This is a genomic window from Paenibacillus sp. RC67 (genome assembly GCF_030020805.1).
Lineage (GTDB): Bacteria > Bacillota > Bacilli > Paenibacillales > NBRC-103111 > Paenibacillus_S.
In genome coordinates, this window is the sequence record NZ_CP125098.1 from 5,859,431 (window position 1) to 5,882,509 (window position 23,079).

A 23,079-nucleotide genomic window follows, 5' to 3' on the forward strand; every position below is an offset into this window, starting at 1 on the left:
AGCATTTCAGTGTAAGGTCTTCGAATCTAAATCGTTTGAGCGCTGCCAGAGCCTTGAGCCGTTTTTTTCATTTGCTCAGGATATCCATAAGTACCATGCTCGGAAAGGTCCAGACCGATAATTTCTTCTTCTTCCGTTACTCGCAAGCCGACAGTCACTTTAATAATTGCTAGGATAATGAAGGACACAACCAGGACGAAGATGAATGCGCCGAATACTCCCAATGCTTGCACGCCCAATTGCTCCAAACCACCGCCATACAACAGCCCTGCTTTACCGACCCCTACTTTCTCCGCCAGTTCCGGTGTTGCAAAAATACCTGTCGACAACGTCCCCCAAATACCCGCTATACCATGTACTGAGAAGGCGTAGATTGGATCGTCGATTCCCGCTTTTTCAAACCATTGAGCTGTGAAGAAAGTAATGATTCCCGCAAGAGCCCCGATAATGATCGCATCACGAGGGGTTACAAATGCGCAAGCTGCAGTAATAGCAACCAAAGCTGCAAGTACACCATTCAACATGCTTGGAATATCCGCTTTACCAAAGTACATCCACGATACCACTAATGCTGCTACGGCACCAGCTGCTGCTGCAAGGTTTGTGGTCAGTGCTACGTACCCGAAGAAGCCATCGCCAGTTGCGCTCAATGTCGAGCCTGCGTTAAAACCGAACCAGCCGATCCACAGAATGATAACACCTAAGACAGACAAGACTTGGTTATGACCTGGAATCAAGTTTGGTGTCTTATCTTTATTAAATTTCCCGATCCGCGGCTTAAGAAGGATAGTAGCAACCAGTGCTGCTGTCGCCCCTTGCAAGTGAACGACCGTAGATCCCGCAAAATCCTGCATCCCTAGTTGACCTAACCAGCCGCCGCCCCATACCCAGTGAGCTACAACCGGGTAAATCAGCACGGTGAACAAAATTCCAAATATGAAGTAAACCGGAAGCTTGCCGCGTTCTGCAAAACCGCCCCACGCAATTGCAAGTGAAACACCGCAAAACGCTAATTGGAACAAGAACAAAATTCCGATCGGTATCGGTGATTCAGCAAAGAGACTAATCGATGCAGTCGCTTGCTCTTGTGTTCCATCTAAGAAGAAACCGCCCGTTCCTATAAAACTGTTCCCATCACCAAAAGCGAAGCCGAAGCCGATAGCCCAGAAGGCAATGGCACAAATTCCGAAGGTTAGAATGGTTTTACCAGCAACATGGCCAGCATTTTTCATTCTTGTGGAACCAGCTTCCAGAAGCGCAAAACCTGCTTGCATGAAAATAACCAAAATAGCTGCGAGCATGACCCAAACGGAGTCTATTGCGCTAGCGAGCTGTGCCGGTGTTTTATCATCTGCAGCAAAAGCCATCGTAGGTACTAGCATGGATAGGACACCTGTTGAAACAAGCAACTTCTTAAACATGGTTGAACACTTCCTCTTCAATGTTAATTTATATAACATGTATTGAAAATCTTAATGTCATTATATACAGCATTTCACAATTTGACAATAGAATTTTCATAAAGAAACCGTAAAAAACGAAAAATAACCTGACATAAATTATGCATAATTCGGTTTTACAGCCTATATACTAGTCTTTTCCGTATTATTATGTAATATTATATGACATTTATGTACAAGTCCTTGTTTTGAGTAAGATGCTTCTGCATTTAGAGTTATGTCAGATAAAGTTAACATTAAGCTTCAATATAAACTTACCATTTTATTAATTAAACCTTTAAAAGCATGACGTTTGACTGTATGGTTTGATTTCAGTTATCATGAATACTAAAGAGTATTCCATGCACATACATACTAATTAGTAGTAATAATACAAGGAGGGGATATTCATGGGGATATGAAGCTATATAAAATCGGTGAGCTAGCCCGCATTACCAACGTCAGCCCTAGAACAATCGACTATTATACGAAGATGGGACTCATTGAACCTGAAAAACGTTCAGACACTAATTATCGTTTGTACAGCGATGAAACCTTAACGCGGCTCAAACGTATTGAAAATATGAAAAGGGAAAAGTATACCTTAGAGGAAATCAAGGCAAGCTTGAAGTTGTGGACAAAAGTAAGTCACGATGAGATTGTTACAGATAAATTGACTAACATCCAGCTTCATCTGCAGCAACTACAGAAGGAAGTTCAGGAGATCAGTCCGATTCTTGACAAGCTCAAACCGTCCCAACTGAAAAACTTCAATAAAATGCTTACACCGCATACAGCTGCGTGTATAGAAGCCTTGCTGCTGCTATTGGGTAAAAGCCCCTTTTCCTAATAAATAAGGAGGTCTGCTGCCATGTTTTTTCACCCGATGGATTATGTAATCATCATTGCTTTTCTGCTTGCTCTCTGGGCTCAATTCCGAGTCAAGAGCACGTTCAACAAATGGGCGGAAGTACCTACTTATTCCGGAATGACAGGGTATGAAGCGGCCCGCCGCATGCTGGATGCTAACGGTTTGTACGATATTCCAATCGAGCCGGTACAAGGACGCCTTAGCGACCACTACGATCCAATTAATCGTGTTGTACGCTTGTCCGAGCCAGTGTATTACGAGAACTCGATCGCTGCCGTTTCCGTTGCTTGTCACGAAGTCGGTCATGCTATTCAACATAAGGTGCATTACCCAATGCTGACCCTGCGACATAATATGTTCCCAGTCGTTAATTTCGCTTCTGGTGTAGCACCATTATTAATCATCGCTGGATTATTCTTTCAACAGTTCAGCTTCCTGCTCGGACTTGGTATTATTTTCTTCTCTGCAGCCGTAGCCTTCCAATTGGTGACACTGCCTGTAGAGTTCAACGCCAGTAACCGCGCTAGAGACTTGATGGTCGCCGAGGGCTTCATTACGAACGATGAGGAACGCGGAGTAGCTAAGGTATTGAACGCTGCGGCGTTAACCTATGTTGCTGCTGCATTGATCTCGCTCTTAGAGCTTGTGAAGTACATTATGATCTTCACCAACCGCAACAACGATTAATTGAATACAGCACAAAACGCCGCTTCTCCAAGCGGCGTTTTTTTATTTGTTCTTATTATTTTTTACAATTAAAAAATTCCAATAAAAATTGTTGAAACACTTCCGCCACAAGCGGCAGCTTCTCACCAGATCTGTGAATGAGCCCCACACTTCGTGTAACCTGCGGTTCTATTACCCGCACTTTGGCAGGCTGCAGCTGGCTAATCTCCGTCAGCGCCATTTCCGGCAGAAGACTGACCCCCATGCCTGCGGCGACCAAGCCACGAATGGTATCCGTCTCTTCGCCTTCGAATCCGATACGCGGAACAAATCCCGCCTTTGCACAGGCTTCCAACACAATATTGCGAAGCGAATATTCTTCACTGAACATAACGAACGCTTCATCCTTCAGCTGTTCCAGTCGTATCACGTTGTAATCAGCCAATACATGGCCTTGCGGAACAATTGCGTACATTTCCTCTTGAAGCAGCAGTTCGCCTATTACATGCTCGTTTCTGCTCGGCAGAGGCGATATAAAAGCAAGGTCGATCTCCCCGTTCTTCACGTCACGAATCAGACTGTTATAGGTTCCTTGCCGCAGCTTGAATTTTACGTTCGGATGGGACTGACGGAAGTTCGCTACAACCGTTGGCAGCAAGTAGATGCCGAGACTATGCGGGAAGCCGATTCGAATTTCACCGACCTCCGGATCCAGAAATTCACGCACCTCGATGACCGCTCTTTCCAATTCAGTCAGCACCGCTTCAGCGCGACTTAAAAATAATTTCCCCACCGGAGTCAGCTGCAAATTGCGTCCCTTCTGAACAAATAAGGATACGCCAAGCTCCTCTTCTAGTTGATGGATTTGCCGGCTTACTGCCGATTGAGCCACATGCAGCTCCTCGGCCGCCTGGGTCACATGTTGTTTTCGAGCTACTTTCACAAAGTATTGCAGCTGTCTAAGTTCCACTACGGTTCTCCTTCCGATTGGACAAGTTCCTTTTAAAAAGTTTATAATAAATAATGGTGAAATACCAATCATTCTCATAGTATTTAAGGAGGCCCATTTCCATGGCACAAGAACGTACCGGAGTAGCAACGTTTAAAAGCAATCCGATTACTTTAGTAGGACCTGAAATCAAGGTAGGAGACAAAGCTCCTGATTTTCAAGTAAACAAAAACTTGATGGAGCAAGCATCTTTGGCTGACTACGCAGGCAAAGTAAAACTGATCAGCGTAGTTCCTTCGCTTGATACTGGCGTTTGCGATGCGCAAACTCGTCGTTTCAACGAAGAAGCTGCTAAGCTTGGCGATAACGTAGTCGTGCTGACTGTTAGCGTTGACCTTCCATTCGCTCAATCCCGCTGGTGCGGTGCTGCCGGAATTGACAAAGTCGTTACTTTGTCCGATTACAAAAGCAAATCATTCGGAGAAGCTTATGGCGTATTGATCAAAGAAATCCAATTGCTGATGAGATCCATCTTCGTTATCGATGCTAATGACACCGTTCAATACGTTGAGTACTTGGGCGAAATGACTGAGCATCCTAACTATGAAGCAGCAGTGGAAGCTGTTAAAAAATTAGTTTAATTGTACATAACAGCTGTCCAAGAAAAAACAGCGAGAGAAGTCCAGCTTCTCCCGCTGTTTTTATGTTTACTGATTTTTTTTAGAAACCATTGTCAATGATCTTTGTACGCAGCGAGTCTTTTATCCAGTTGTCTGTATATCTCAAGGATCGTCCTATAATTTGAACCAAGATCACCTAAAGAGCCTCTGGAAGCGGAATAAATATCAATAGCTGATTTTAACGGATTAATAGCAAACAAAGTCAATGTAATATCTTGTGTACGACCCGTGATCGTTCTTTTCTCTACAACGATCTCCCCGACATTTTTCACTTCATGAAGCAGCTTGTAGCCGTTCATTTTTTTAAACATATTCGTGACTTCATCCCAAACCTGATCCATCGAAAGTTTATAGTATCGGGTTTTCAAAGCCGGATCTTTCGCTCTCTCCCCTGTTGTTTCGTGGCTGCGAATAAGGCCGATTAAGGTGCGCTTTAACAAAGCCTTCCCTCCTCATAGAAGTACAATACAAAATCCGGTTTACACTGTCTTTTATCATATCATTGTTTACTTGATTGAGAAAGAGTTATTTCACATTTTTGACAACTTTATGATAAACAGATAAAAAAATATTACAGTTAGATGACAATAATTCATCGTTTCATTTGGAGTTATGAATGTCTCCTAGTTGGTGCTCGTCCTTCAGAGCAGTTAACTAATCATATTCTCACGAATCACAGCAGAAACCGCACCTAGAGCGCAGCAGTCTTCTCCTAGCCGGGAGTAGGTTACTTGAACATTGAAAGAGCTTAAATACGAGAAACGAGAATCCAAAGACTCATGTATGCTCGCATTGATCCAAGGTGCATACTGCCCCATTGCGTTACCGATAACGATCATTTGCGGATTTAAAGTATGCATCATATTCCCGATACCTACACCCAAATGAAGCCCTGCTTTATGCACTACTTCTATGGCCTCCGTATCTCCCTTGCCTAATCGATTTAATACTTGCTCCGTAAAGCCAGGAAAATACTCCATATGCAAATCATTCGCAATCGCGCGCTCGGATGCGTAGGTCTCCCAACAGCCTTTATTGCCGCAAGAGCAAGGTCGACCGTTCAATTCCATCGTTGTATGCCCAATTTCACCTGCGTATCCGTTGTTCCCTCTGAACAGCTCTCCCTGCAGTACTAGTCCTGCCCCGATTCCCGCGGCAACACTTAAATAAAGCATATTCGAGCAATCGGCTGCGGCACCGAATTCCAATTCACCCAGAGCAGCCAGGTTCGCTTCATTATCAATAATAACAGGGATTCCAAGCTCTTCCTCGATCCTATCTTTCCAGGATAGCTTTTTCCAACCGGTGTGCGGCACAAATAAAATCCGGCTGGATGGGTATTCCACAAATCCATGGATTCCAATCCCAACACCAAGCAACCCAAGTGGACTTTCAGGCAATGCAGCCCGTTCTTTCTTTAAGATGGCTAAGAGCTGCTGCAATACTCTCTCTGCATCGCTTCCCTGATCATAAGGATAAAACGATTTACGCACCCTGTTTCCGCACATGTCTGTAACGATAACCAGCATATTCGTAGATCTAAGATCGACACCAATAATGTGGCCCGCTTTATTGTGAATCTCCAGCATCATGGGTTTGCGGCCGCCGCTTGATTCCCCGGTTCCTGTTTCCGCTACCCAATATTCGCTTATTAGCTCCTCTACAAGAGCTGATACCGTAGCACGTGTGAGCTTGGTCCGTTTGGCAAGCTCCGCCCTTGATATAGGTGCATGCAGTTTGATTAACCCCAGTAAAGTCGATTTATTAATCGATTTCAATAAGGAGCTATCACCCGACATTGTTTCTCGTTTCACAACATTCACCGTCCGTTTCGCATTCCATTTAGCAAATTGATTTTACCACATAGGGAAGTTAAAGCTCACCAAAGCATGATTGTAGCCTATTGGCAATAAAAACTTCCACTAAACGCGGTCCCACATCTATGAAGGGACTTCGATAGACTTTTTTCATATAACCCAGTTATAAAAATCAGCAGGATTTTTCAAATGTCCTTAGAATATATTATATCACGCATTTGTTTATTTGATAAACAAAGTTAATTCATATTTGAGGTGATGATCATGTCCTATTTTCTTGGAATCGATTTGGGGACTTCCGCTGTAAAATGTATTTTAGTCGATGATCAAGGCAAGGTAAAGGCAAGCCATAGCGTCGAGTACCCGTTACTGCAGCCTCAGCCCGGTTGGGCAGAACAGCATCCGGAGGATTGGTGGAACGGAACGGCTGTTTGCATCCGTCATTTATTGGATAAAGCAGCTGTAAGCGGTAGCGAAGTTGCAGGAATAGGCTTATCCGGGCAGATGCATGGCTCCGTATTTCTCGATAGCGAGCTGAAGGTAGTTCGTCCTGCTCTCTTGTGGTGCGATCAGCGAACAGCAGCACAGTGTGAATGGATTGAACAAACAGTAGGAGGCCAGGAGCTTGGAAAGCTGACAGGCAACAAAGCTTTGACAGGCTTTACGGCACCCAAAGTGATTTGGCTTCGCGATGAGGAGCCGGATAACTATCAACGGACAGCACATTTGATGCTGCCTAAGGACTATGTGCGCTTACAGCTGACAGGCGCATTCGGAATGGATATGGCTGATGCCAGCGGCACGCTGCTGCTCGATGTGGCCAATCGCCGTTGGTCCCCTGAAGTAGTTGAGCGGCTAGGCATCCCTATGGAATGGTTGCCCCAGCTTTATGAGAGCAACGAAATAGCGGGGCATCTACTTCCGGCTGTGGCCGAGCTGACAGGCTTGGCTCCCGGCACACCCGTCGTTGCCGGTGGGGGCGACCAAGCTTGCGGCGCAGTCGGTGTTGGCGTGGTGCAGCAGGGCATCGCATCCGTTGCCCTTGGTACCTCAGGTGTCGTCTTCGTTCATGACGACACTTATCAAGCCGACGAAGCATGCAGGCTGCATTCTTTCTGTCATGGCGTGCCAGGCAAATGGCATCGCATGGGGGTCATGCTCGCTGCTGGCGGTTCGTTCCAGTGGTGGCGAAACCACCTCGCACAAGAGGAACAAAAGCAAGCTGAGCTCGAAGGCCGCGATGTGTATGAGCTGCTCACTGAGCTAGCCGCAGCAGCTCCTTTAGGCAGCGAAGGATTGTTGTTCATGCCCTACTTAACGGGCGAACGGACCCCTCATCCTGATCCTAAAGCGCGCGGCGGATTTATCGGTTTGAACTTGCGCCATGGCAAAGCCCATTTAACGCGAGCGGTGCTCGAAGGTATCACCTTTGGTTTGCGTGATTCCATGGAATTAATCAAAGCTTCCGGTATCGAAATCAAGGAGCTGCGAGTCAATGGAGGCGGTGCCCGGAGCTTATTCTGGAGGCAAATGATTGCGGATATATTCGGTTACCCTGTCGTAACCGTCAACTCAACAGACGGACCAGCCTACGGTGCTGCCGTAATGGCCGCGTCAGGCGTCCTAGAACAGGATATAAGCGACTTATGCGCACAATGGATACAAGTTGTCGACCAGGTAGAACCAAAGCTTGAGAATCAAAAACAATACGAGAAATATTACGAGCTGTTCCGGACATTATATCCGACCTTAAAATCGACGCTGCACCAATTAACGGATCTTGCATCCACCTCAGCAGACTCATAAATAACCATATAAAAAAGCCTGTTCAAATATCTGAACGGGCTTTTTTATATGTACCGAAATTAAAACTGGCTTAATTTCGCGCCTTCCCAGTCTGCAAGGAAACGTTCGATTCCTGCATCCGTCAAAGGATGTTTAGCCATGGATTGAATAACTTTATAAGGAACCGTAGCAATATCAGAGCCCAACAATGCCGCTTCAATTACGTGAGCGGAGTGACGAACGCTTGCTGCAATAATTTCCGAGGAAATATTATGCACTTTGAATATTTGGCTGATTTCCTCTATCAGGTTCATACCAACTTGGTTGATGTCATCCAAACGGCCGATGAAAGGAGAAACATAAGTTGCTCCTGCACGTGCTGCAAGCAAAGCTTGAGTGGAGCTAAAAATCAAAGTTACGTTTGTTTTGATGCCTTCTTGCGTGAAAATTTTAGTTGCTTTCAGACCTTCTTCAGTCATTGGCACTTTAACTACGATGCCTTCGCCCAAAGCTGCAAGCTTACGGCCTTGTTCAACCATTTCATTAGCTTCAAGGCTGATAACTTCTGCGCTGATAGGAATATTTCCGACTATGGAAACAATCTCCTTAACCGTTTCGAAGAAGTCTCTTCCTTCTTTAGCGATTAGGGAAGGATTTGTTGTTACACCCGCAATAACTCCCAAATCGTGTGCTTTACGAATTTCTTCCACATTGGCTGTGTCGATAAACAATTTCAAAACTCAGTCACCCTTTCATATCTTTTCCTTCAATCCTGTTTATACATCATTTCTTGTAAGGAAGGTAAGATACCAGAGAGCTTGTCCCCTTTTTAATCTGAATTCGAAAGTATTTAAGTCATAGCAAGAATATAAAAGAATTCATCAGGAACGCTTTTGGCACTTGCTTCATTACATGAATATGGTAAAAACAGTAAATGACACAAAAAACCCGCATATGCCGTCCGATTTAGCGTTTCAAACCCGCTCTCGCAGGTGGGTGTCCGCAGAAGCGTCTTTGAGGTCCCTTTTCGGGGGCATGTCAGCAACGCTACAATGTAGGTCTCCCAAGAAACAGTCATTGGTTCAAAACAACTTAAAACCGAAACGAACATCGCAGGATTTTGTTGTACATTCATTATATGATCTTCTCGCCCGAAAGTAAACCTTGAGAGGCGCAGAACTTGTTGCCATTTCAAACTTTTATGCTTTGTCAGGTTTAGTATGCCCTTCTGAATCCTGTTGATGCATCGTTAAGGCTTGCTGCTCTTTCTTTTCTTCTGTATGGCTCAGCGCTTTATCTGTTCTAGCTTCAAGCTCATCCTCCTCGCTTGCACCTGAGGCTTCAGCTTCCTTCTCAGCCATCTCTTGCTGCTTCATTTGCAATCGACCAAAGATATGGTTAAAGTGCCAGAACGAAATAATTGCAATAATACTTCCCATAAAAAACGGAATCAAAAACGTGTACTTGAAGCTGAAATAAACAACAACCGAGTTTAAAACAATCATCGAGATAGACCGCACAGGATGTCCAATCGAAATCAATACTGCATTTTTAATAATTTGAAATAGCTTCATATGAAGATGCGACAATATAGAGAAAAAGTGGAATAACGAAATCGAAAGCAGTACGGTTAGCGTTAGCACTAAATATTTCAACAGGCTAAGGTTCCCCGTCATATTGTTATAGACATATAAATTAACAGCTATGATAATTCCAAACACCAAATAAACGAGACCGCCGAGCATAGCTTGCTTATAATTTTCTTTATACCCACGGAAATAGGTTTTAAATAAGGGTACATCCTCTTCCCCAGTAAGCCATTTGCGGGCAACCGAGAACATGGCTGCAGTCGCTGGGAATAGTGTAAATGGGGATAGAACGCCCATTACAGCAAGAAAAAAGTAAAACTGCGACATGGCTTCAATTGATAAAAACCCCGTAAATCCTATAAAAAAAACAGGAAGCGAGCAAATCGCCCATAACACATTTATAACGGATAACCGCATAATCCATTCCGATATACGGTAAAATCCCCCCATCAACCCTCTAAACTCCAATACAAAGCCCTCCTTAGCGATCTACGTATGCTGCAACAATTATATAACCTATATTATAGCCTATTTTTCACGAACTAGGTAGCTGTCTATGCGCTTTTCGTCTATAGACATATGTTATAGTAACACCCGGCAAAGACCCAAATGCAAAGGAGGTTAGCCACCATGTCATTGTCCTGCGGAGCTAATGTCTGGACTTCTACTGGAATCATCCTAGTATTATTTATCCTGCTAGTTATTATCCTTCAAAGCTGCCTCTACTAAGCAATTTTATTATCGCTTTATCACTTTATTGCTTTAATGGACATAAATATTCGGATGTGATAAAAAAAGGTGGGGCCTTCTATTGAAGAAAGCCCCACCTTTTTCTTATTAATTTTTCACTAATTCCTCGTTAGAACGGGAAGAAGTGGAACGATTGAAGCCACGGTCACGGTTGTATTCACGACCGCCTTCGCTGCGTCCGCCACGGTTGTTATCGCGGTTGTAGTCTCTTCCGCCGCCATCTCTGCTTCCACCATCTCTGCGAGGTGGTCTGGAGGAGGAACCGGAACGATCACGATCATACGGTCTGCCGCCTTCGCTGCGACGAGCACCGCCTGCTGTTCCATAAGGACCGGAAGGTCTGCGGCCGGAGCTGCGAACATCTGGTCTTCTTTTCTTAGCGCGAAGCGGCTCTTCCGGAGTCAATTCGATTTCGATTTCCTTCTTGTCGCCTGTCAACAATTTCAACGCAGATGCGAGCAGGTGTACAGAATCATGCTGCTCCAACAGTTGAATAGCCAATCCTTTATATTCGTTGTGCTCATCCTTCTGAAGAACTTCCAGGATGCGCTCAGCTGTCATTTTTTGTTTGCCTTCAATTGCTTCTGCCAAGCTCGGCATAGGCTTTCTTGTAATTTTATGACGAGTAATTTTCTCGATAAAATTCAAGTGGTCGATTTCTCTTGGTGTTACAAAAGTATAAGCTGCGCCTTCTTTACCTGCACGACCGGTACGGCCGATACGGTGAACATAGCTCTCAGGATCCTGCGGCAAGTCAAAGTTGATAACATGAGTAACGCCGGATACGTCCAAGCCGCGGGCTGCTACGTCCGTTGCAACCAATACATCGATGCTCCCGTCACGGAATTTACGCATAACGTTATCACGTTGGTTTTGAGACAAGTCTCCATGAAGACCTTCTGCCGTATAACCGCGTTTTTGCAGTGCTTCTGCCAACTCATCGACGCGGCGCTTCGTACGACCAAAGATAATAGCAAGCTCAGGAGCTTCCATATCAATCAAACGGCACAAAGCTTCGAATTTTTGTCTTTCGTGAAGCTCGATGTACGATTGGTCGATCAACGGTGCGCTAACTTGCTTAGGAATGACGGAAACATGCTCAGGGTTACGCAGAAATTGTTGTGCCAACTTCTGAATGTTAGTCGGCATAGTAGCGGAGAACAGCATCGTTTGACGCTCTTCCGGAACCAGCTTCAAGATGGATTGGATGTCTTCCATGAAGCCCATATCCAGCATTTCGTCTGCCTCGTCCAAAATTACGGTTTGAACGTCATCCAGTTTAATCGTTTTACGATTAATGTGATCAAGCAAACGTCCAGGTGTACCGATAATGATTTGAGGTCTTTTTTTCAATGCGCGAATTTGCTTCACGATATCTTGACCGCCATAGATCGGCAGGGAACGGATTCCTTTGAATCTCCCCAGCTTCTCGATCTCTTCAGCAACTTGGATTGCCAATTCACGGGTAGGGCACATAATCAAAGCGACGATTTTCTCTTCCTTCACGTCGATTTTATTAACAAGTGGAATACCGAATGCCGCTGTTTTACCTGTACCGGTTTGCGCTTGACCGATCAAGTCGCGGTTATCCATTGCGATTGGCATTGCTTTTTCCTGAATCGGTGTGGATTCCTCAAAGCCCATCTCCGTAATGGCTCTAAGTACCTTTGGCTCTAATCCGAATTCATTAAATGTTTTCAAATGATTTAATCTCCTTTTAATTTAGGGTTCTTATTTGTATTTACCCTTAAGTGCGACTCCTATATCCTAATATTGTATCTGCAAAATGCGTCCGAAGCATTCGAATTTAAATACGCAAGGCCGTACTTAAGAATATCTTTAGTATTATACCACAAACGGAAATGATATTCCAGAAATTTCACCGTGAAACCTTAAGTTCCGCTTTATCGTATATAATATGTATAATAGTCTTAAGAAGATCATTTTTTTATGATATATGCAAAGGAGAATTTGCCATGTCGATTTGGAAAAGAGTAGGTAACATCATTAAAAGCAATAAAGAAGAAGCACCCGTCAAAGCGGCTAATCCTGTAGAAGAAACGCAGGTCGGAGATATTATTATTGTGGATCTTGAGGAGTACGTCGTCTCCGGAAAGCTTACTTATTTTGATAGAGGCTTCCCTCCTCATCGCTTCGCCTATTATTTACAAAATGGCAATTCATACGCATGTCTTCTTGTGGAAAAAGGGCGATCCTACGAAACCTTCCTTTGCCAATTTGTAGAAGGATCTCTGGATAGCCCTCACGATGTTCCGACGGAGCTTGATTTGGATGGCGAAGCCACCTTCAGTCTGGAAAATCATCGCAGCGATATGGTTCGCGCAGATGGAAATACCGATTTTCGCGGCAATGATGATCTTATGATCTGGCGCTACTTCGGACCGGAAGGACGTTATTTCTTCCTCCAATGGCAGGATGGGAAGTTTATTGCAATGGAAGGCACCAAAACACCTGTCGGACAAATAAAGTTCATTAAAGGCAGTCGTTAATCATGCCTATACTGCCATCCACTATGCAGTCGCATTATTGTATGGAGGTGATTCTATTATGAAAAAGCATTGGGTGCAGTGGCTCGCCATTCTTATGGTCTTCGCTCTGCTCACAGCATGCGGCAACGCAGGCAATTATATTAAAGACAATTATTCCTTAATCGATGTGCAGGGTCAGGGTAAAAATACCGCTAAAATCTATTCAGTTGAAGGTAAAGATGTCCCTTCCGTGGCGAAGGAACTGGCCAATAATGAAAAACCAAAGGAAACAAGCAAGGAATCCGCAGATCAGATGTTCCTTGTCTACGATAATAAGATCATCAACCTGCAAAAGGATCCTAATAACGCAAGCAATACACTGGTAGAACTTGATTCCATCGAATATGCCAAGCAAAACTACGATTCCTCCTTTTTACAAGGTTATGTAGCGGCTTCATTGCTGCAGTCGCTGTTCGGAGGCGGATGGTCCAACAATAGAGGCAGCAGTGATTATCGCGGATACACCTCGAGCCAACGTTATAACGATTACGGCAAATATCAGGCTACTCCTGATTCATCGTCCAAATCGGGCAGCTCTGCAACGCCTTCTACTACGGAACGAAAAGGAAGCTTTAGTACCGGCTCGAAAGCAACCACACCGCCTACTTCATCAGGGAGTACTGGCAGCAGCAGTTCTGGTAGCAACATCCGTAAGAATGACGGTTCAACTCCAACTTACAAAGCGCCGAGCTCAAGCTCCAAGTCTTCGCCTAGCACCAGTACCCGCTCGGGTTCCTTCAAAAAAAAATAACATGACGATGGCCCTGACAGTAAAAAGTTTGCTGCTGCAGGGCTTTTTTCTTGCCCTCTTGCTCCAACATTTCCAATATAGGATTGAAAATACAATTCAAGCTCCATACTGTATATAGAATCAACAACGACTTTATGGAGGGACCAACCATGGTTTACCAATGGACCCGTGCAATAATTGTGATTATCATCGGTTCCGCTCTCGTCTCCATCAGCTTCAACTTATTCCTTATTCCTCATCAGCTGCTGAGCGGCGGTTTTTCCGGAATCTCTATGATCGTCGGTTATTTGACAGGATGGAATATCGCGCTGCTGTACTTTGTTAGCAATCTTCCGGTCTTAATCTGGGGCTTACTTAAGATCGGACGCAAATTTATTATTCTTAGCGTCATTTCCGTTATCGTCACGTCCTGGTTTATGGATATCATCCCCAAACATGCCATTGCTCAGGATGAGATACTCGCAGCTGTTACCGGTGGCGTACTCATTGGCATTGGGGCAGGGATTTGCATGCGTATGGGAGGCTCTACGGGGGGATTTGACATCATTGGTTCGATCATTACGCAAAAACGGGATTTCCCGCTTGGAACCTCCCTTTTTGTCCTAAATGGAGTCGTTATTGTCGCTCTCGGATATCTCAAGGAGAATTGGGACTTGGCCCTCTACTCGATGCTCTCCATCTTTATTACCGGCAAAATTATCGATACCATCCATACCAGGCATTTGAAGGTTACAGTCTTCATTATGACCCGCAATAAGGATGCACTGCTTGAGCAATTACTGAAAAAACAACGAGGTGTAACAGTAATCAGCACCGAAGGAGCTTATACCAAGCATCCTCAGCATATGCTGATGACCGTCACAACGAGGTATGAGCTTGTTGAATTGCAGCAAATGATTCGCGCAGTGGCTCCTGACGCTTTCGTCAATATTGTGGAGACTATCGCCATTATGGGCCAATTCAGGCGTGGTTAGCCGTCGGTAAAGCAAATATTAGAAACATATCCCATACTTTTTATCATAAAATATGTTATACTGAGGTCAGTACTTTCATAATCTATCCTCATGCTTTACCGGTTCTACTCACGTAAGTTTGCCTGATCTTCTTCAACAGATGATGAGAAAGGGTGATGCTTGTGGAAACAGTAAAGTTATCGACGATTGTGATGAGATTGACTCCCGAGTTGTATCCTTTTCTGAAGCGGTCGGAACTCGACTTTGAGATTGTACTTCGTAACGGGATTGAAGCGTTGGAAGCCGAGGATGCAATGGAAATTATTCAATACAGCATTTCCGAACATCAAAAAGACGCCTTGCTCCATTGAGGGCGTCTTTATTTTGGACTCATTCTGAAAAAAATTTATGTTTTCGTAATAATTTATACTTATAAATGCCTTAATTAATGGTATGATAGATTCAAGACTATAAAACGGAGGTTGATCGCATGGGCGCACTGTCACCATGGCATATTATATTAATAGCTCTCGTCGCTTTGCTGCTGTTCGGACCGAATAAATTACCTGAACTCGGACGCGGATTTGGCAAAATGTTCCGTGAGTTTAAAGACGCAACAACAGGCAACGGAAACGCAGGTTCTAACGATGAGTCAGCTGCTCAGAAAAAAGAATTGGCATCCGCTACAGAAACTCAACCGCACGACAATACACATCAGACTACGAATAAATAGTCATTCACTCATCCGCCATCAAAGGCCGGATGTTTTTTTTTGCCTGAGCAGGTAAGCATGAGTCCCGAGAATAAGAACCGACGCAACCGCTGTCATCACTGCTCCAAAGATGTACATGGCATGCCCTCCCCATTCATCCTTAATATAACCCCCTACAAATCCACCGGTAATTCCGGCCATTCCAAGAAAAACGGCAGAAAGCATCGCTTGCCCTGTAGACCGCATCGATTCTGGCACAAGACGAACCGCATATTGAACCGCAACGATCCAGAATACGGCGAATGTAACGGAGTGGGTCAACTGAAGCCAAATCAATAAGGTTGGGTCGGTAATCCAGGCATACAACATCCAACGGATCGTATACAGCACCGCTACAATTCCTAATAGAGCTAGCTCATGGAAACGGTGCATGATTCTCCCGAGCAATGCGAAGGTAGGAACTTCTCCAAGAGCAGCAAGCGCCCAAGCCCACCCTGCCATCGAATCGCTGGCACCTAAATCTTTTAAATACAATACCAATAACCCGTCATTCATCCGGTGGGGCACCATCAATATAAATACAAGAAACAAGAACCATAGGAATAAGCGATTTTTCAATACACTGGTAAACGCGCTGAAAGAAATACGAGAACCGCTGCCCTTGTCATCTTTAAGAAATAAGAGCAATACGAACGGGAGAACCCATATGGACCAGTACAACATAGGGATATGCTGTACTCCGCCCAAAGCGGTAAGCACAATGCCGGCAGTCATCGCTATGAGAGTATACCCCATTGATCCCCACATGCGAACGGAGCCGTAAGAGAGTCCCTCCTGCAGCGTAGCCTTAATGGTTAGGCTATCCAGGAGTGGAGCCGAGGACAGCATGAAGAAGTAGAGAAGCAGCATAAAGACAAAAGCCCACACGTATCCGCTCGTATAGAAAATGCCGACGCTAGACAGCATGGTCAAAAGCCAGAGAACGCCAATAATCAGCTTCGACGTATTGTAGCGATCGCTTAAATATCCCCAAAGAGGCTGCGCAAAAATAGCTACAAATGGACCGAACATCATTAACAAACCGATCTGCGAAGAAGAGTAGCCTTTGAGCCCGAAGTAAATAGGAAGAAAGGGCATTAGCACTGCCGTTGTTGCGTAATAAGAGAAATTGAGTCCTCGCAGGGTCCATATTTGTTTTTTCATAGCACCGGTCCTCTTTTGGGTAATATAAATAAACACAGTAATTCTACAAAATGCGCCAAAGTTCTCTATCAACCTATCGACTCTTTTATTATAATAAAACATATCATTATGGCAAGGAGAGATCGACTAGATGGAATTATTATTAGCATCACTCTTGATGGTGATGGGTCAGGTTCAAACCGATCATCCTGATGTAAGCTTTGATCAGCTCGTTCAAGCATCGCTTGATTCAAAAAATGCCGTCGTCCAGCAAGCTTCCGCCTCCAGCAACACGAATGGCAATTATCTGAGACCTGTTGACAAGAAGGATCCGCAAAAGGATGCGCCTAAAGTAAAAGGGGTATATGTAACTGCCCATAGCGCAGGTGGATCCCGATTAAATACATTGATGAAGCTGATGGACGATACTGAATTGAATTCCATGGTCATCGATATTAAGGACGATTGGGGCTATATTACGTACGATACGGGAAATGCCGAGCTTGCCGCTATGGAAACGACTCAAAAAATTATTCCCGATATGCCAAAGCTCATAAGCACGCTCCAGGAGCATCAAGTTTATCCGATTGCCCGAATTGTCGTTTTTAAAGACACCGTTTTAGCCAAGAAGCATCCGGAGCTTTCTTTCATCAATCCGGACGGAACCCTTTGGGGAAATGGAAAAGCGACCCCGGACAGCTTCGTTAATCCTTATAAAAAAGAAGTATGGGATTATAACATCGCAATAGCCAAAGAAGCCGCCAAGGCGGGCTTCAAGGAAATCCAGTTCGATTATGTCCGCTTTCCGGAAGGATTCGAGAAACGGGCAGATACTTTAAAATATGACAAAGACGAGCGATCCAGAATTGATGCGGTAGCCGAGTTCGTAAAATATGCGCGTGAGCAGATGGCCCCTCTTGGCGTCAGGGTATCGGTTGACATATTCGGTTATGCTGCATCCGTCCCAGCCGCGGAAGGAATTGGGCAGGATTTCGAGAAAATATCGGAAAATGTAGATGTCATTTGTCCGATGATTTATCCAAGCCATTACAGCACAGGCTGGTTCGGTGCCAAAGTCCCTGATGCAGCGCCTTATGTCACCATCAACGGCGCGATTAAAGATACGCAAAAAAAGCTGGAGCCCATCAGCAATATCCAACCTATCGTCCGCCCTTGGATTCAAGATTTCACCGCCTCATGGGTACAAGGCTACATCAAATACGGCAAGCATGAGATTGAAGAGCAGATCCGAGCACTCAAGGACAACGGTGTCGATGAGTTCCTGCTCTGGAACGCGGTTAATACGTACACACCGAATGTTGACTACAAATAAACAGCATACAAAGACCCCGTCGGAATTCGATTTCCAACGAGGTCTTTTTTTCATCTTAGAATGATTGATTATAAGTTCGGGATCTGCCAATCGATCTCTGGTGATCCGATGCTCTTAAGAAACTCATTCGTCTGTGAATACGGCTTACTGCCGAAAAATCCTCGATACGACGAGAGCGGACTCGGATGCACCGACCGCAGCACCATATGGTGGCTATTGGTTATGAGCTGCATTTTTTGCTGGGCATGACTGCCCCATAGTATGAACACTATAGGCTCTTCCCTCTGGTTCAGATGAAAAATAACACGATCGGTGAATCTTTCCCAGCCCATTCCTTTATGGGAGTTAGGTGTAGCCTCGCGAACGGTTAACACCGTATTCAGAAGCAGCACGCCCTGTTCTGCCCAGCGTACCAAATAACCGTTATTCGGTATCGTACAGCCAAGATCATCCTGAAGCTCTTTGAACATATTTTGCAATGATGGGGGGGCTGGCACTCCGGGCTTAACAGAGAAGCTTAATCCATGCGCTTGCCCTGCCCCATGATAGGGATCCTGCCCTAAAATAACCACCTTGACAGAAGAATAAGGTGTCAAATGCAGCGCGTTGAAAATATCGTACATATCTGGATAAATCGTTCGGGAACCGTACTCTTCCTTCAAAAACTGACGAAGCTCCTTGTAATAAGGCTGTTCGAACTCAGAAGCAAGCAAGTCTCCCCAATCGTTGTTTAAAATGGTCATGCCTATTTCACTCCAACTCTTTCCTTACTTGCGAAACGTACTTACCATTTGAACAAAATACTGCAGCGTGCGGTGAACCCGTTCTTTGGTCTTTAGGTTCGTTGGTTCTCCCTCAGGGCTAAAGAGTCTTTGCTCTCCGCCGATGGAGATCCATTCGGGGCAATTGATACCGTGCACATTTCGAACAATCGTTTGCAGCTGTTGCAATGAGCTGACCCCAACGGCGCCACCTGTGGAACATACGGATAGGACCACTTTGCCGTCAAATTGATCGAAGCCAACATGATCAAGCGCATTTTTCAATACGCCGCTCGGTGCTCCGTGATATTCCGGTGTTGCAAGCACGATACCGTCTGCTTCCTTCAGCTGATTCTTCATATACTGCAAATTGGCATCATCCGACTCCACATCTGGGCTGAAGAAGGGCACAGGAAGCTCATTGAGATCAAGCAAAGCTACCGTGCAGTCGTTGCTCTCTAATACAGATTGAATATAATGGCATAATTGTGTGCTTGTAGAATGCTTACGATTACTTCCAGCTAAAATGGTTATTTTCATATGGGTTTGCTCCTTATCATCATGACTTTACATACATATTAGTATATTATGTATGTAAAGTCAATAACAGGAATACGTTTTTTTGATACTCCTTTTATTGCTGGTTCGTTTCTATTGTATAACCTGCGCCTTTCACAGCCCGTTTCTTCTCAATAATGCTTGCTTCCACGACCTCAGGATTACTGACAAATTGGCGCACCAGCTGCTCTTCCAAATAATCGAACGCTTGAACGTCATTCTCTGCCAACACCGTAATGTACACCTTCTGATCCTTCAGCTCAACTTCCAGCTTGTACAAATACATAGCTTCCTCTCCTCATGAAGGGCGTAGTTAACACATCATTCTTAATGGTATCAGAATCAGGTTCGGCTTGCATGTGTTTTCTAGTTTTCGTTACAATGGGACTATTAACAGAACTATAAGGAGATGAACGTCCATGCTTTCTTTAGGCCAACCCGCTCCTTCTTTTGAGGCGAACAGCACACTTGGACCTGTCCGGTTAAGCGAATCATTAGGAAAGCGGCCGATTGTTCTTATCTTTTATCCTAAAGACGAAACGCCTATATGTACTAAGCAGCTGTGCGCTGCAAGAGATTCCAAGTCGCAGTATGCTAAGTTTAACGCCCTAGTATTGGGAGTTAATCCGGGAACGTTGGAGGAACATCACCAATTTTCAAAAAAATACGCTTATGACTTCCCTCTTATTTCAGATCAAGACGAACGAATCCGCGAGCTCTATGATGTCGGCAAAGTGTTATTCCTCGGTCAGCAGCGTATGGTTTATGTCATCGATCAACAAGGTACCATTGTGTACGCCAAAAAAGGGAATCGATCGACTAAAGAAATCCTGGCGGCGCTCGCCCCATGACTAAGCAACAGCAAAAACCCGCTTGGGAGCCTACTTACGCTTAACGTAGGATTCTTCAAACGGGTTTTTTATTTGCTAAATAGTCTTATTGGGACAAGCGCTTAGTCAGCTCATACAAGTCCATGTTAAACTCTTTTTTCGTATTGACTACGAGATCGATGTCCGTTGCCACCAGCTCCCCTTTGATCACACCGCAGGATTTGCCGGAATCGCCTTCAATCAGCTTGCGTACGGCAAAATCGCCCAGCTTCCCACCTAAAATACGGTCGTTATGCGTAGGAGCACCTCCGCGCTGAATATGACCCAATACTGTTACGCGAGGCTCGATGCCGTTGCGCTTCATAATCTCATTGGCAATGTCCTCGCCTTTGCCGACACCTTCGGCTACAACGATAATACTATGACGCTTGCCTTGACCAAAGTTCACCTTCATCCGCTGAGCCATTTCATCCAGATCGTAAGGAACCTCTGGGACAAGAATCGTTTCCGCTCCGCTTGCCAGTCCTGCATACAAGGCGATATCTCCGCAATGTCTGCCCATAACCTCAACAACGGAGGAACGCTCATGCGAGCTCATCGTATCACGCAGCTTGTTGATGGCATCGACAACGATGCTTACCGCCGTATCGAATCCAATGGTGAAGTCTGTAAAAGGAATATCGTTATCGATGGTTCCAGGCAACCCCATCGTTTTGATACCCAGCTTGCTCAGCTTGTTAGCCCCTTGATAGGAACCGTCGCCGCCAATAACGACCAGACCATCGATGCCTCTTCTACGTAGATTCTCCGCACCCAACTGCTGCCCTTCCGGAGTGGTGAACTCCTTACAGCGTGCCGTTTGCAGGATCGTTCCGCCGCGTTGAATAATATCGCCTACACTCCGCAAATCCATCTCGCGAATATCATCGTTGATCAATCCGGCATAGCCGCGCTGCACTGCATATACTTCAAGTCCGTGAAACAATCCACTGCGCACGACCGCACGCACTGCTGCATTCATACCTTGTGAATCTCCGCCGCTCGTCAAGACGGCTATTTTTTTAATAGACATGTATGGTTCCTCCCAAACTGATGCACTTTCTGTGCTTAGCCATTATGATGTTTTACGAATCCAAACACTGTTTATAAAGAAAAAGAGTCGGGTCAGCGGGCTTCCCTTCATCAATTCTCGCGATATTTGTTTGACCTGCTTTTGTTCCTTCACCTTCGGATCGGATAAATAGAGCGCTAGCAAGCCTTCAATAATCATACGGTGAAAAGCGGGATGGGCCAATCGTTCTGCCCTTTCGCGGGCTTCCATTACGATCAATGCAATCCGGTCCACCGTCTGATCCAAATCATTGTAATAACTGCAAAAGTTTAAATCTCCGCCGAGTTTGTCCTCTTCCTGGTCAATTAAATAATCAAGCAATATATGCAAGCCGCAAATATAAGGAAAATAAGCGGCATGAATGTCGGTTACCGTATCCGGCTTCAATTCCGCGTCGGATGCAGCCAAAAACAGCATAAACATCCCCAATGTAGATCCCGTTGCCGCTGCGAACTCATTCCAGCTTATGGTCGGATATTGCAATTCGTGCTTACTCCACCATGTCTGAAGGGCCTCTTCCCTTAGTTCATGGCGAATGTGCTTGTACACCTGCAAATCACAATATAAGCCAACTAAATGGCTGACATGCTTCGCAACAAGCGGGTAGGAGGGCAGCATCCGGATACTGGCTTGACAAGTCTTGACCAGTCCGTTTAAATAATCTCCGTCATCCTTCTCTATGCGGTATGCGTAGTAGTCGTGTAAAGGCTCTGCCGGATCTACAGCATCGAGCATCGCTTGATGCAGCATTCGGAAATCATCTGGATCCATGGAAGTGCTTCTATCGCACAAATTATCCAAATAGTCGCTGATGGTTTGCAGTGCCACAATAAGCGGAACTAGCACGTGACGCATCGGCAAATTGGCGACGGCATAGACAGCCCCGCCTTGACAGTGAAACTGTTTGCTGGTCATGCTAGCAATGGCTTGTTTCTGCAGTTCGGGATCAGGAATACGATCCGCGATAGATCGCCAATAATTCAGCTGCTCACGAACCTCCGGCAGCACATAACGATATACTCGCAGCATGAGATGCAACGAATTATTTGGTACACTCGAAATATGACGGGACTCAAAGCTCAAGCGAGTTCCCCCCGCTCTGTTGATACGAATACTGCACTAGCAGCTTGATCTCCGTCCATTGCAGTTCGGTTATAAGCTCGTCCGACGTGTCATCCTGCACAACAGTAACTTGCTGCTCTACAAGATCAACAAATAGATTGGCGTTCCAGGTTGGCCCGGATACTAAGGCTTCCAGCTTGTTCTTTAACGAATCGCTTCCAATCATGTTCAAGTCATAGCCTTTACATACTTCTTGGGCTGCTGCAAGCAATGACTCATGAATTGAATGAACACCAGCCTGACGAAACCAATACTTTGCGTTGCTGTAGTCCCCTTCCATCCTGTGCATAATGCCGTGCCAATAACTGCCCGTCGGATTATGAATATCTTGAGACAACGAATGGGATTTGTCGAGGCTTTCATTTAACAAATGCAGTCCCGCTTTGACAGCCAAAGCGTAGGGGACACAACTAGGTTCAAGTCCTTCCGTAGACAGCTTGGCTATCCGAATATCATGCAGATCATCCCATTCTTCCATAGGATAAAGCGAAGGCTTATGATCCTTCAGTATATTCCATACTCTGCTTACCGCTTCCGTCCATGCCAAGGTGCTTTTCACCTCTTTTCCTATCAAACTCATAACCTTTATTATATTACAAAGATTCGACAATGCCCACTTAAATTCACAGGATGATTTTAAGATTTTATATAAAATAAACTTTGAAAAATGC

General features: G+C 45.0%; 26 protein-coding genes and 1 other RNA gene. 12 read left to right on the forward strand and 15 right to left on the reverse strand.

All coding sequences use genetic code 11. The features are described 5' to 3' along the window. Positions 1–26 precede the first annotated feature (26 nt). Positions 27–1,421 (reverse strand): ammonium transporter, encoded by a 1,395-nt coding sequence (locus tag QMA13_RS26600; RefSeq protein ID WP_282936711.1) that lies wholly within the window; start codon positions 1,419–1,421, stop codon positions 27–29. A gap of 436 nt (positions 1,422–1,857) precedes the next feature. On the opposite strand from QMA13_RS26600, the gene QMA13_RS26605 reads away from it, so the two are divergent. Together QMA13_RS26605 and QMA13_RS26610 are read left to right on the forward strand one after the other, a co-directional pair. Next, positions 1,858–2,289, forward strand: coding sequence for a helix-turn-helix domain-containing protein (locus tag QMA13_RS26605; protein WP_028547860.1), 432 nt, complete (start codon positions 1,858–1,860; stop codon positions 2,287–2,289). Between the two features lie 21 nt (positions 2,290–2,310). Further along, entirely contained in the window at positions 2,311–2,997 is a 687-nt protein-coding gene (locus QMA13_RS26610; RefSeq protein WP_282936712.1) for a zinc metallopeptidase, read from the forward strand. 55 nt (positions 2,998–3,052) lie between these two features. On the opposite strand, the gene gltC is transcribed toward QMA13_RS26610, so the two are convergent. Next, positions 3,053–3,946: a glutamate biosynthesis transcriptional regulator GltC gene (gene gltC / locus QMA13_RS26615; protein WP_282936713.1), complete on the reverse strand. Its 894-nt coding sequence runs from the start codon at positions 3,944–3,946 to the stop codon at positions 3,053–3,055. Positions 3,947–4,047: 101 nt separating this feature from the next. On the opposite strand from gltC, the gene tpx reads away from it, so the two are divergent. Continuing rightward, positions 4,048–4,566: a thiol peroxidase gene (tpx, locus tag QMA13_RS26620; RefSeq protein WP_282936714.1), complete on the forward strand. Its 519-nt coding sequence runs from the start codon at positions 4,048–4,050 to the stop codon at positions 4,564–4,566. 92 nt (positions 4,567–4,658) lie between these two features. On the opposite strand, the gene QMA13_RS26625 is transcribed toward tpx, so the two are convergent. Both QMA13_RS26625 and QMA13_RS26630 read right to left on the reverse strand, forming a co-directional pair. Next, a complete protein-coding gene (locus QMA13_RS26625) occupies positions 4,659–5,045 on the reverse strand; it encodes a DUF1499 domain-containing protein (protein ID WP_282936715.1) in 387 nt (128 codons plus the stop codon). Between the two features lie 210 nt (positions 5,046–5,255). Continuing rightward, complete coding sequence (locus QMA13_RS26630) at positions 5,256–6,419, reverse strand: ROK family transcriptional regulator (protein ID WP_282936716.1); 1,164 nt, start codon at positions 6,417–6,419, stop codon at positions 5,256–5,258. Positions 6,420–6,686: 267 nt separating this feature from the next. Between QMA13_RS26630 and xylB the strand changes: the two genes are divergently transcribed. Next, positions 6,687–8,228 (forward strand): xylulokinase, encoded by a 1,542-nt coding sequence (xylB, locus tag QMA13_RS26635; RefSeq protein ID WP_282936717.1) that lies wholly within the window; start codon positions 6,687–6,689, stop codon positions 8,226–8,228. 59 nt (positions 8,229–8,287) lie between these two features. Here the strand turns inward: xylB and fsa are convergent, their stop codons facing one another. The 3 genes from fsa to QMA13_RS26650 all read right to left on the reverse strand — a co-directional run bounded on the left by fsa (position 8,288) and on the right by QMA13_RS26650 (position 10,264). Continuing rightward, positions 8,288–8,944, reverse strand: coding sequence for a fructose-6-phosphate aldolase (gene fsa, locus QMA13_RS26640; RefSeq protein ID WP_282936718.1), 657 nt, complete (start codon positions 8,942–8,944; stop codon positions 8,288–8,290). Positions 8,945–9,148: 204 nt separating this feature from the next. Further along, positions 9,149–9,329, reverse strand: a non-coding RNA gene (gene ssrS / locus QMA13_RS26645) — 6S RNA. 77 nt (positions 9,330–9,406) lie between these two features. Next, a complete protein-coding gene (locus QMA13_RS26650; protein ID WP_282936719.1) occupies positions 9,407–10,264 on the reverse strand; it encodes a YesL family protein in 858 nt (285 codons plus the stop codon). A 162-nt stretch (positions 10,265–10,426) separates the two neighbouring features. On the opposite strand from QMA13_RS26650, the gene QMA13_RS26655 reads away from it, so the two are divergent. Beyond that, on the forward strand, positions 10,427–10,525 hold the full coding sequence (locus QMA13_RS26655) for a YjcZ family sporulation protein (RefSeq protein ID WP_282936720.1): 99 nt from the start codon (positions 10,427–10,429) through the stop codon (positions 10,523–10,525). Between the two features lie 108 nt (positions 10,526–10,633). Here the strand turns inward: QMA13_RS26655 and cshA are convergent, their stop codons facing one another. After that, the gene (cshA, locus tag QMA13_RS26660) at positions 10,634–12,247 is read right to left on the reverse strand and encodes a degradosome RNA helicase CshA (protein WP_282936721.1); all 1,614 of its coding nucleotides are present in this window, start codon (positions 12,245–12,247) and stop codon (positions 10,634–10,636) included. Positions 12,248–12,522: 275 nt separating this feature from the next. On the opposite strand from cshA, the gene QMA13_RS26665 reads away from it, so the two are divergent. From QMA13_RS26665 to tatA, 5 genes are all read left to right on the forward strand, one after another. Beyond that, positions 12,523–13,056, forward strand: a complete 534-nt coding sequence (locus QMA13_RS26665; RefSeq protein ID WP_282936722.1) for a DUF4178 domain-containing protein — start codon at positions 12,523–12,525, stop codon at positions 13,054–13,056. Positions 13,057–13,114: 58 nt separating this feature from the next. Beyond that, entirely contained in the window at positions 13,115–13,846 is a 732-nt protein-coding gene (locus QMA13_RS26670; RefSeq protein WP_282936723.1) for a DUF4247 domain-containing protein, read from the forward strand. A gap of 149 nt (positions 13,847–13,995) precedes the next feature. Then, complete coding sequence (locus tag QMA13_RS26675; RefSeq protein WP_282936724.1) at positions 13,996–14,820, forward strand: YitT family protein; 825 nt, start codon at positions 13,996–13,998, stop codon at positions 14,818–14,820. Positions 14,821–14,975: 155 nt separating this feature from the next. Further along, positions 14,976–15,170, forward strand: a complete 195-nt coding sequence (locus tag QMA13_RS26680; protein WP_282936725.1) for a hypothetical protein — start codon at positions 14,976–14,978, stop codon at positions 15,168–15,170. A gap of 119 nt (positions 15,171–15,289) precedes the next feature. After that, on the forward strand, positions 15,290–15,532 hold the full coding sequence (tatA, locus tag QMA13_RS26685) for a twin-arginine translocase TatA/TatE family subunit (RefSeq protein ID WP_282936726.1): 243 nt from the start codon (positions 15,290–15,292) through the stop codon (positions 15,530–15,532). A gap of 18 nt (positions 15,533–15,550) precedes the next feature. On the opposite strand, the gene QMA13_RS26690 is transcribed toward tatA, so the two are convergent. Beyond that, positions 15,551–16,714 carry an MFS transporter gene (locus QMA13_RS26690; protein WP_282936727.1) on the reverse strand — a complete coding sequence of 388 codons (1,164 nt, stop codon included), beginning with the start codon at positions 16,712–16,714 and terminating at the stop codon, positions 15,551–15,553. Positions 16,715–16,844: 130 nt separating this feature from the next. Here QMA13_RS26690 and QMA13_RS26695 point away from each other — a divergent pair, with 130 nt between their 5' ends. Then, positions 16,845–18,026, forward strand: coding sequence for a putative glycoside hydrolase (locus QMA13_RS26695; protein WP_282936728.1), 1,182 nt, complete (start codon positions 16,845–16,847; stop codon positions 18,024–18,026). Between the two features lie 68 nt (positions 18,027–18,094). Here the strand turns inward: QMA13_RS26695 and QMA13_RS26700 are convergent, their stop codons facing one another. From QMA13_RS26700 to QMA13_RS26710, 3 genes are all read right to left on the reverse strand, one after another. Beyond that, the gene (locus QMA13_RS26700; RefSeq protein ID WP_282936729.1) at positions 18,095–18,769 is read right to left on the reverse strand and encodes a uracil-DNA glycosylase; all 675 of its coding nucleotides are present in this window, start codon (positions 18,767–18,769) and stop codon (positions 18,095–18,097) included. Positions 18,770–18,793: 24 nt separating this feature from the next. Then, positions 18,794–19,327 (reverse strand): NADPH-dependent FMN reductase, encoded by a 534-nt coding sequence (locus QMA13_RS26705; protein WP_282936730.1) that lies wholly within the window; start codon positions 19,325–19,327, stop codon positions 18,794–18,796. Between the two features lie 94 nt (positions 19,328–19,421). Further along, positions 19,422–19,631 (reverse strand): DUF3906 family protein, encoded by a 210-nt coding sequence (locus QMA13_RS26710; protein ID WP_282936731.1) that lies wholly within the window; start codon positions 19,629–19,631, stop codon positions 19,422–19,424. A gap of 133 nt (positions 19,632–19,764) precedes the next feature. Here QMA13_RS26710 and QMA13_RS26715 point away from each other — a divergent pair, with 133 nt between their 5' ends. Then, positions 19,765–20,196, forward strand: coding sequence for a peroxiredoxin (locus QMA13_RS26715; protein ID WP_282936732.1), 432 nt, complete (start codon positions 19,765–19,767; stop codon positions 20,194–20,196). A gap of 85 nt (positions 20,197–20,281) precedes the next feature. Here QMA13_RS26715 and pfkA read toward each other — a convergent pair whose 3' ends face one another. From pfkA to QMA13_RS26730, 3 genes are read right to left on the reverse strand one after another with little or no spacing between them, the layout of a single operon-like run. Then, positions 20,282–21,247, reverse strand: coding sequence for a 6-phosphofructokinase (gene pfkA / locus QMA13_RS26720; protein WP_028547879.1), 966 nt, complete (start codon positions 21,245–21,247; stop codon positions 20,282–20,284). Between the two features lie 42 nt (positions 21,248–21,289). Further along, a complete protein-coding gene (locus QMA13_RS26725; protein ID WP_282943576.1) occupies positions 21,290–22,315 on the reverse strand; it encodes a tetraprenyl-beta-curcumene synthase family protein in 1,026 nt (341 codons plus the stop codon). 43 nt (positions 22,316–22,358) lie between these two features. After that, positions 22,359–22,988, reverse strand: a complete 630-nt coding sequence (locus QMA13_RS26730; RefSeq protein ID WP_282936733.1) for a hypothetical protein — start codon at positions 22,986–22,988, stop codon at positions 22,359–22,361. Positions 22,989–23,079 lie beyond the last annotated feature (91 nt).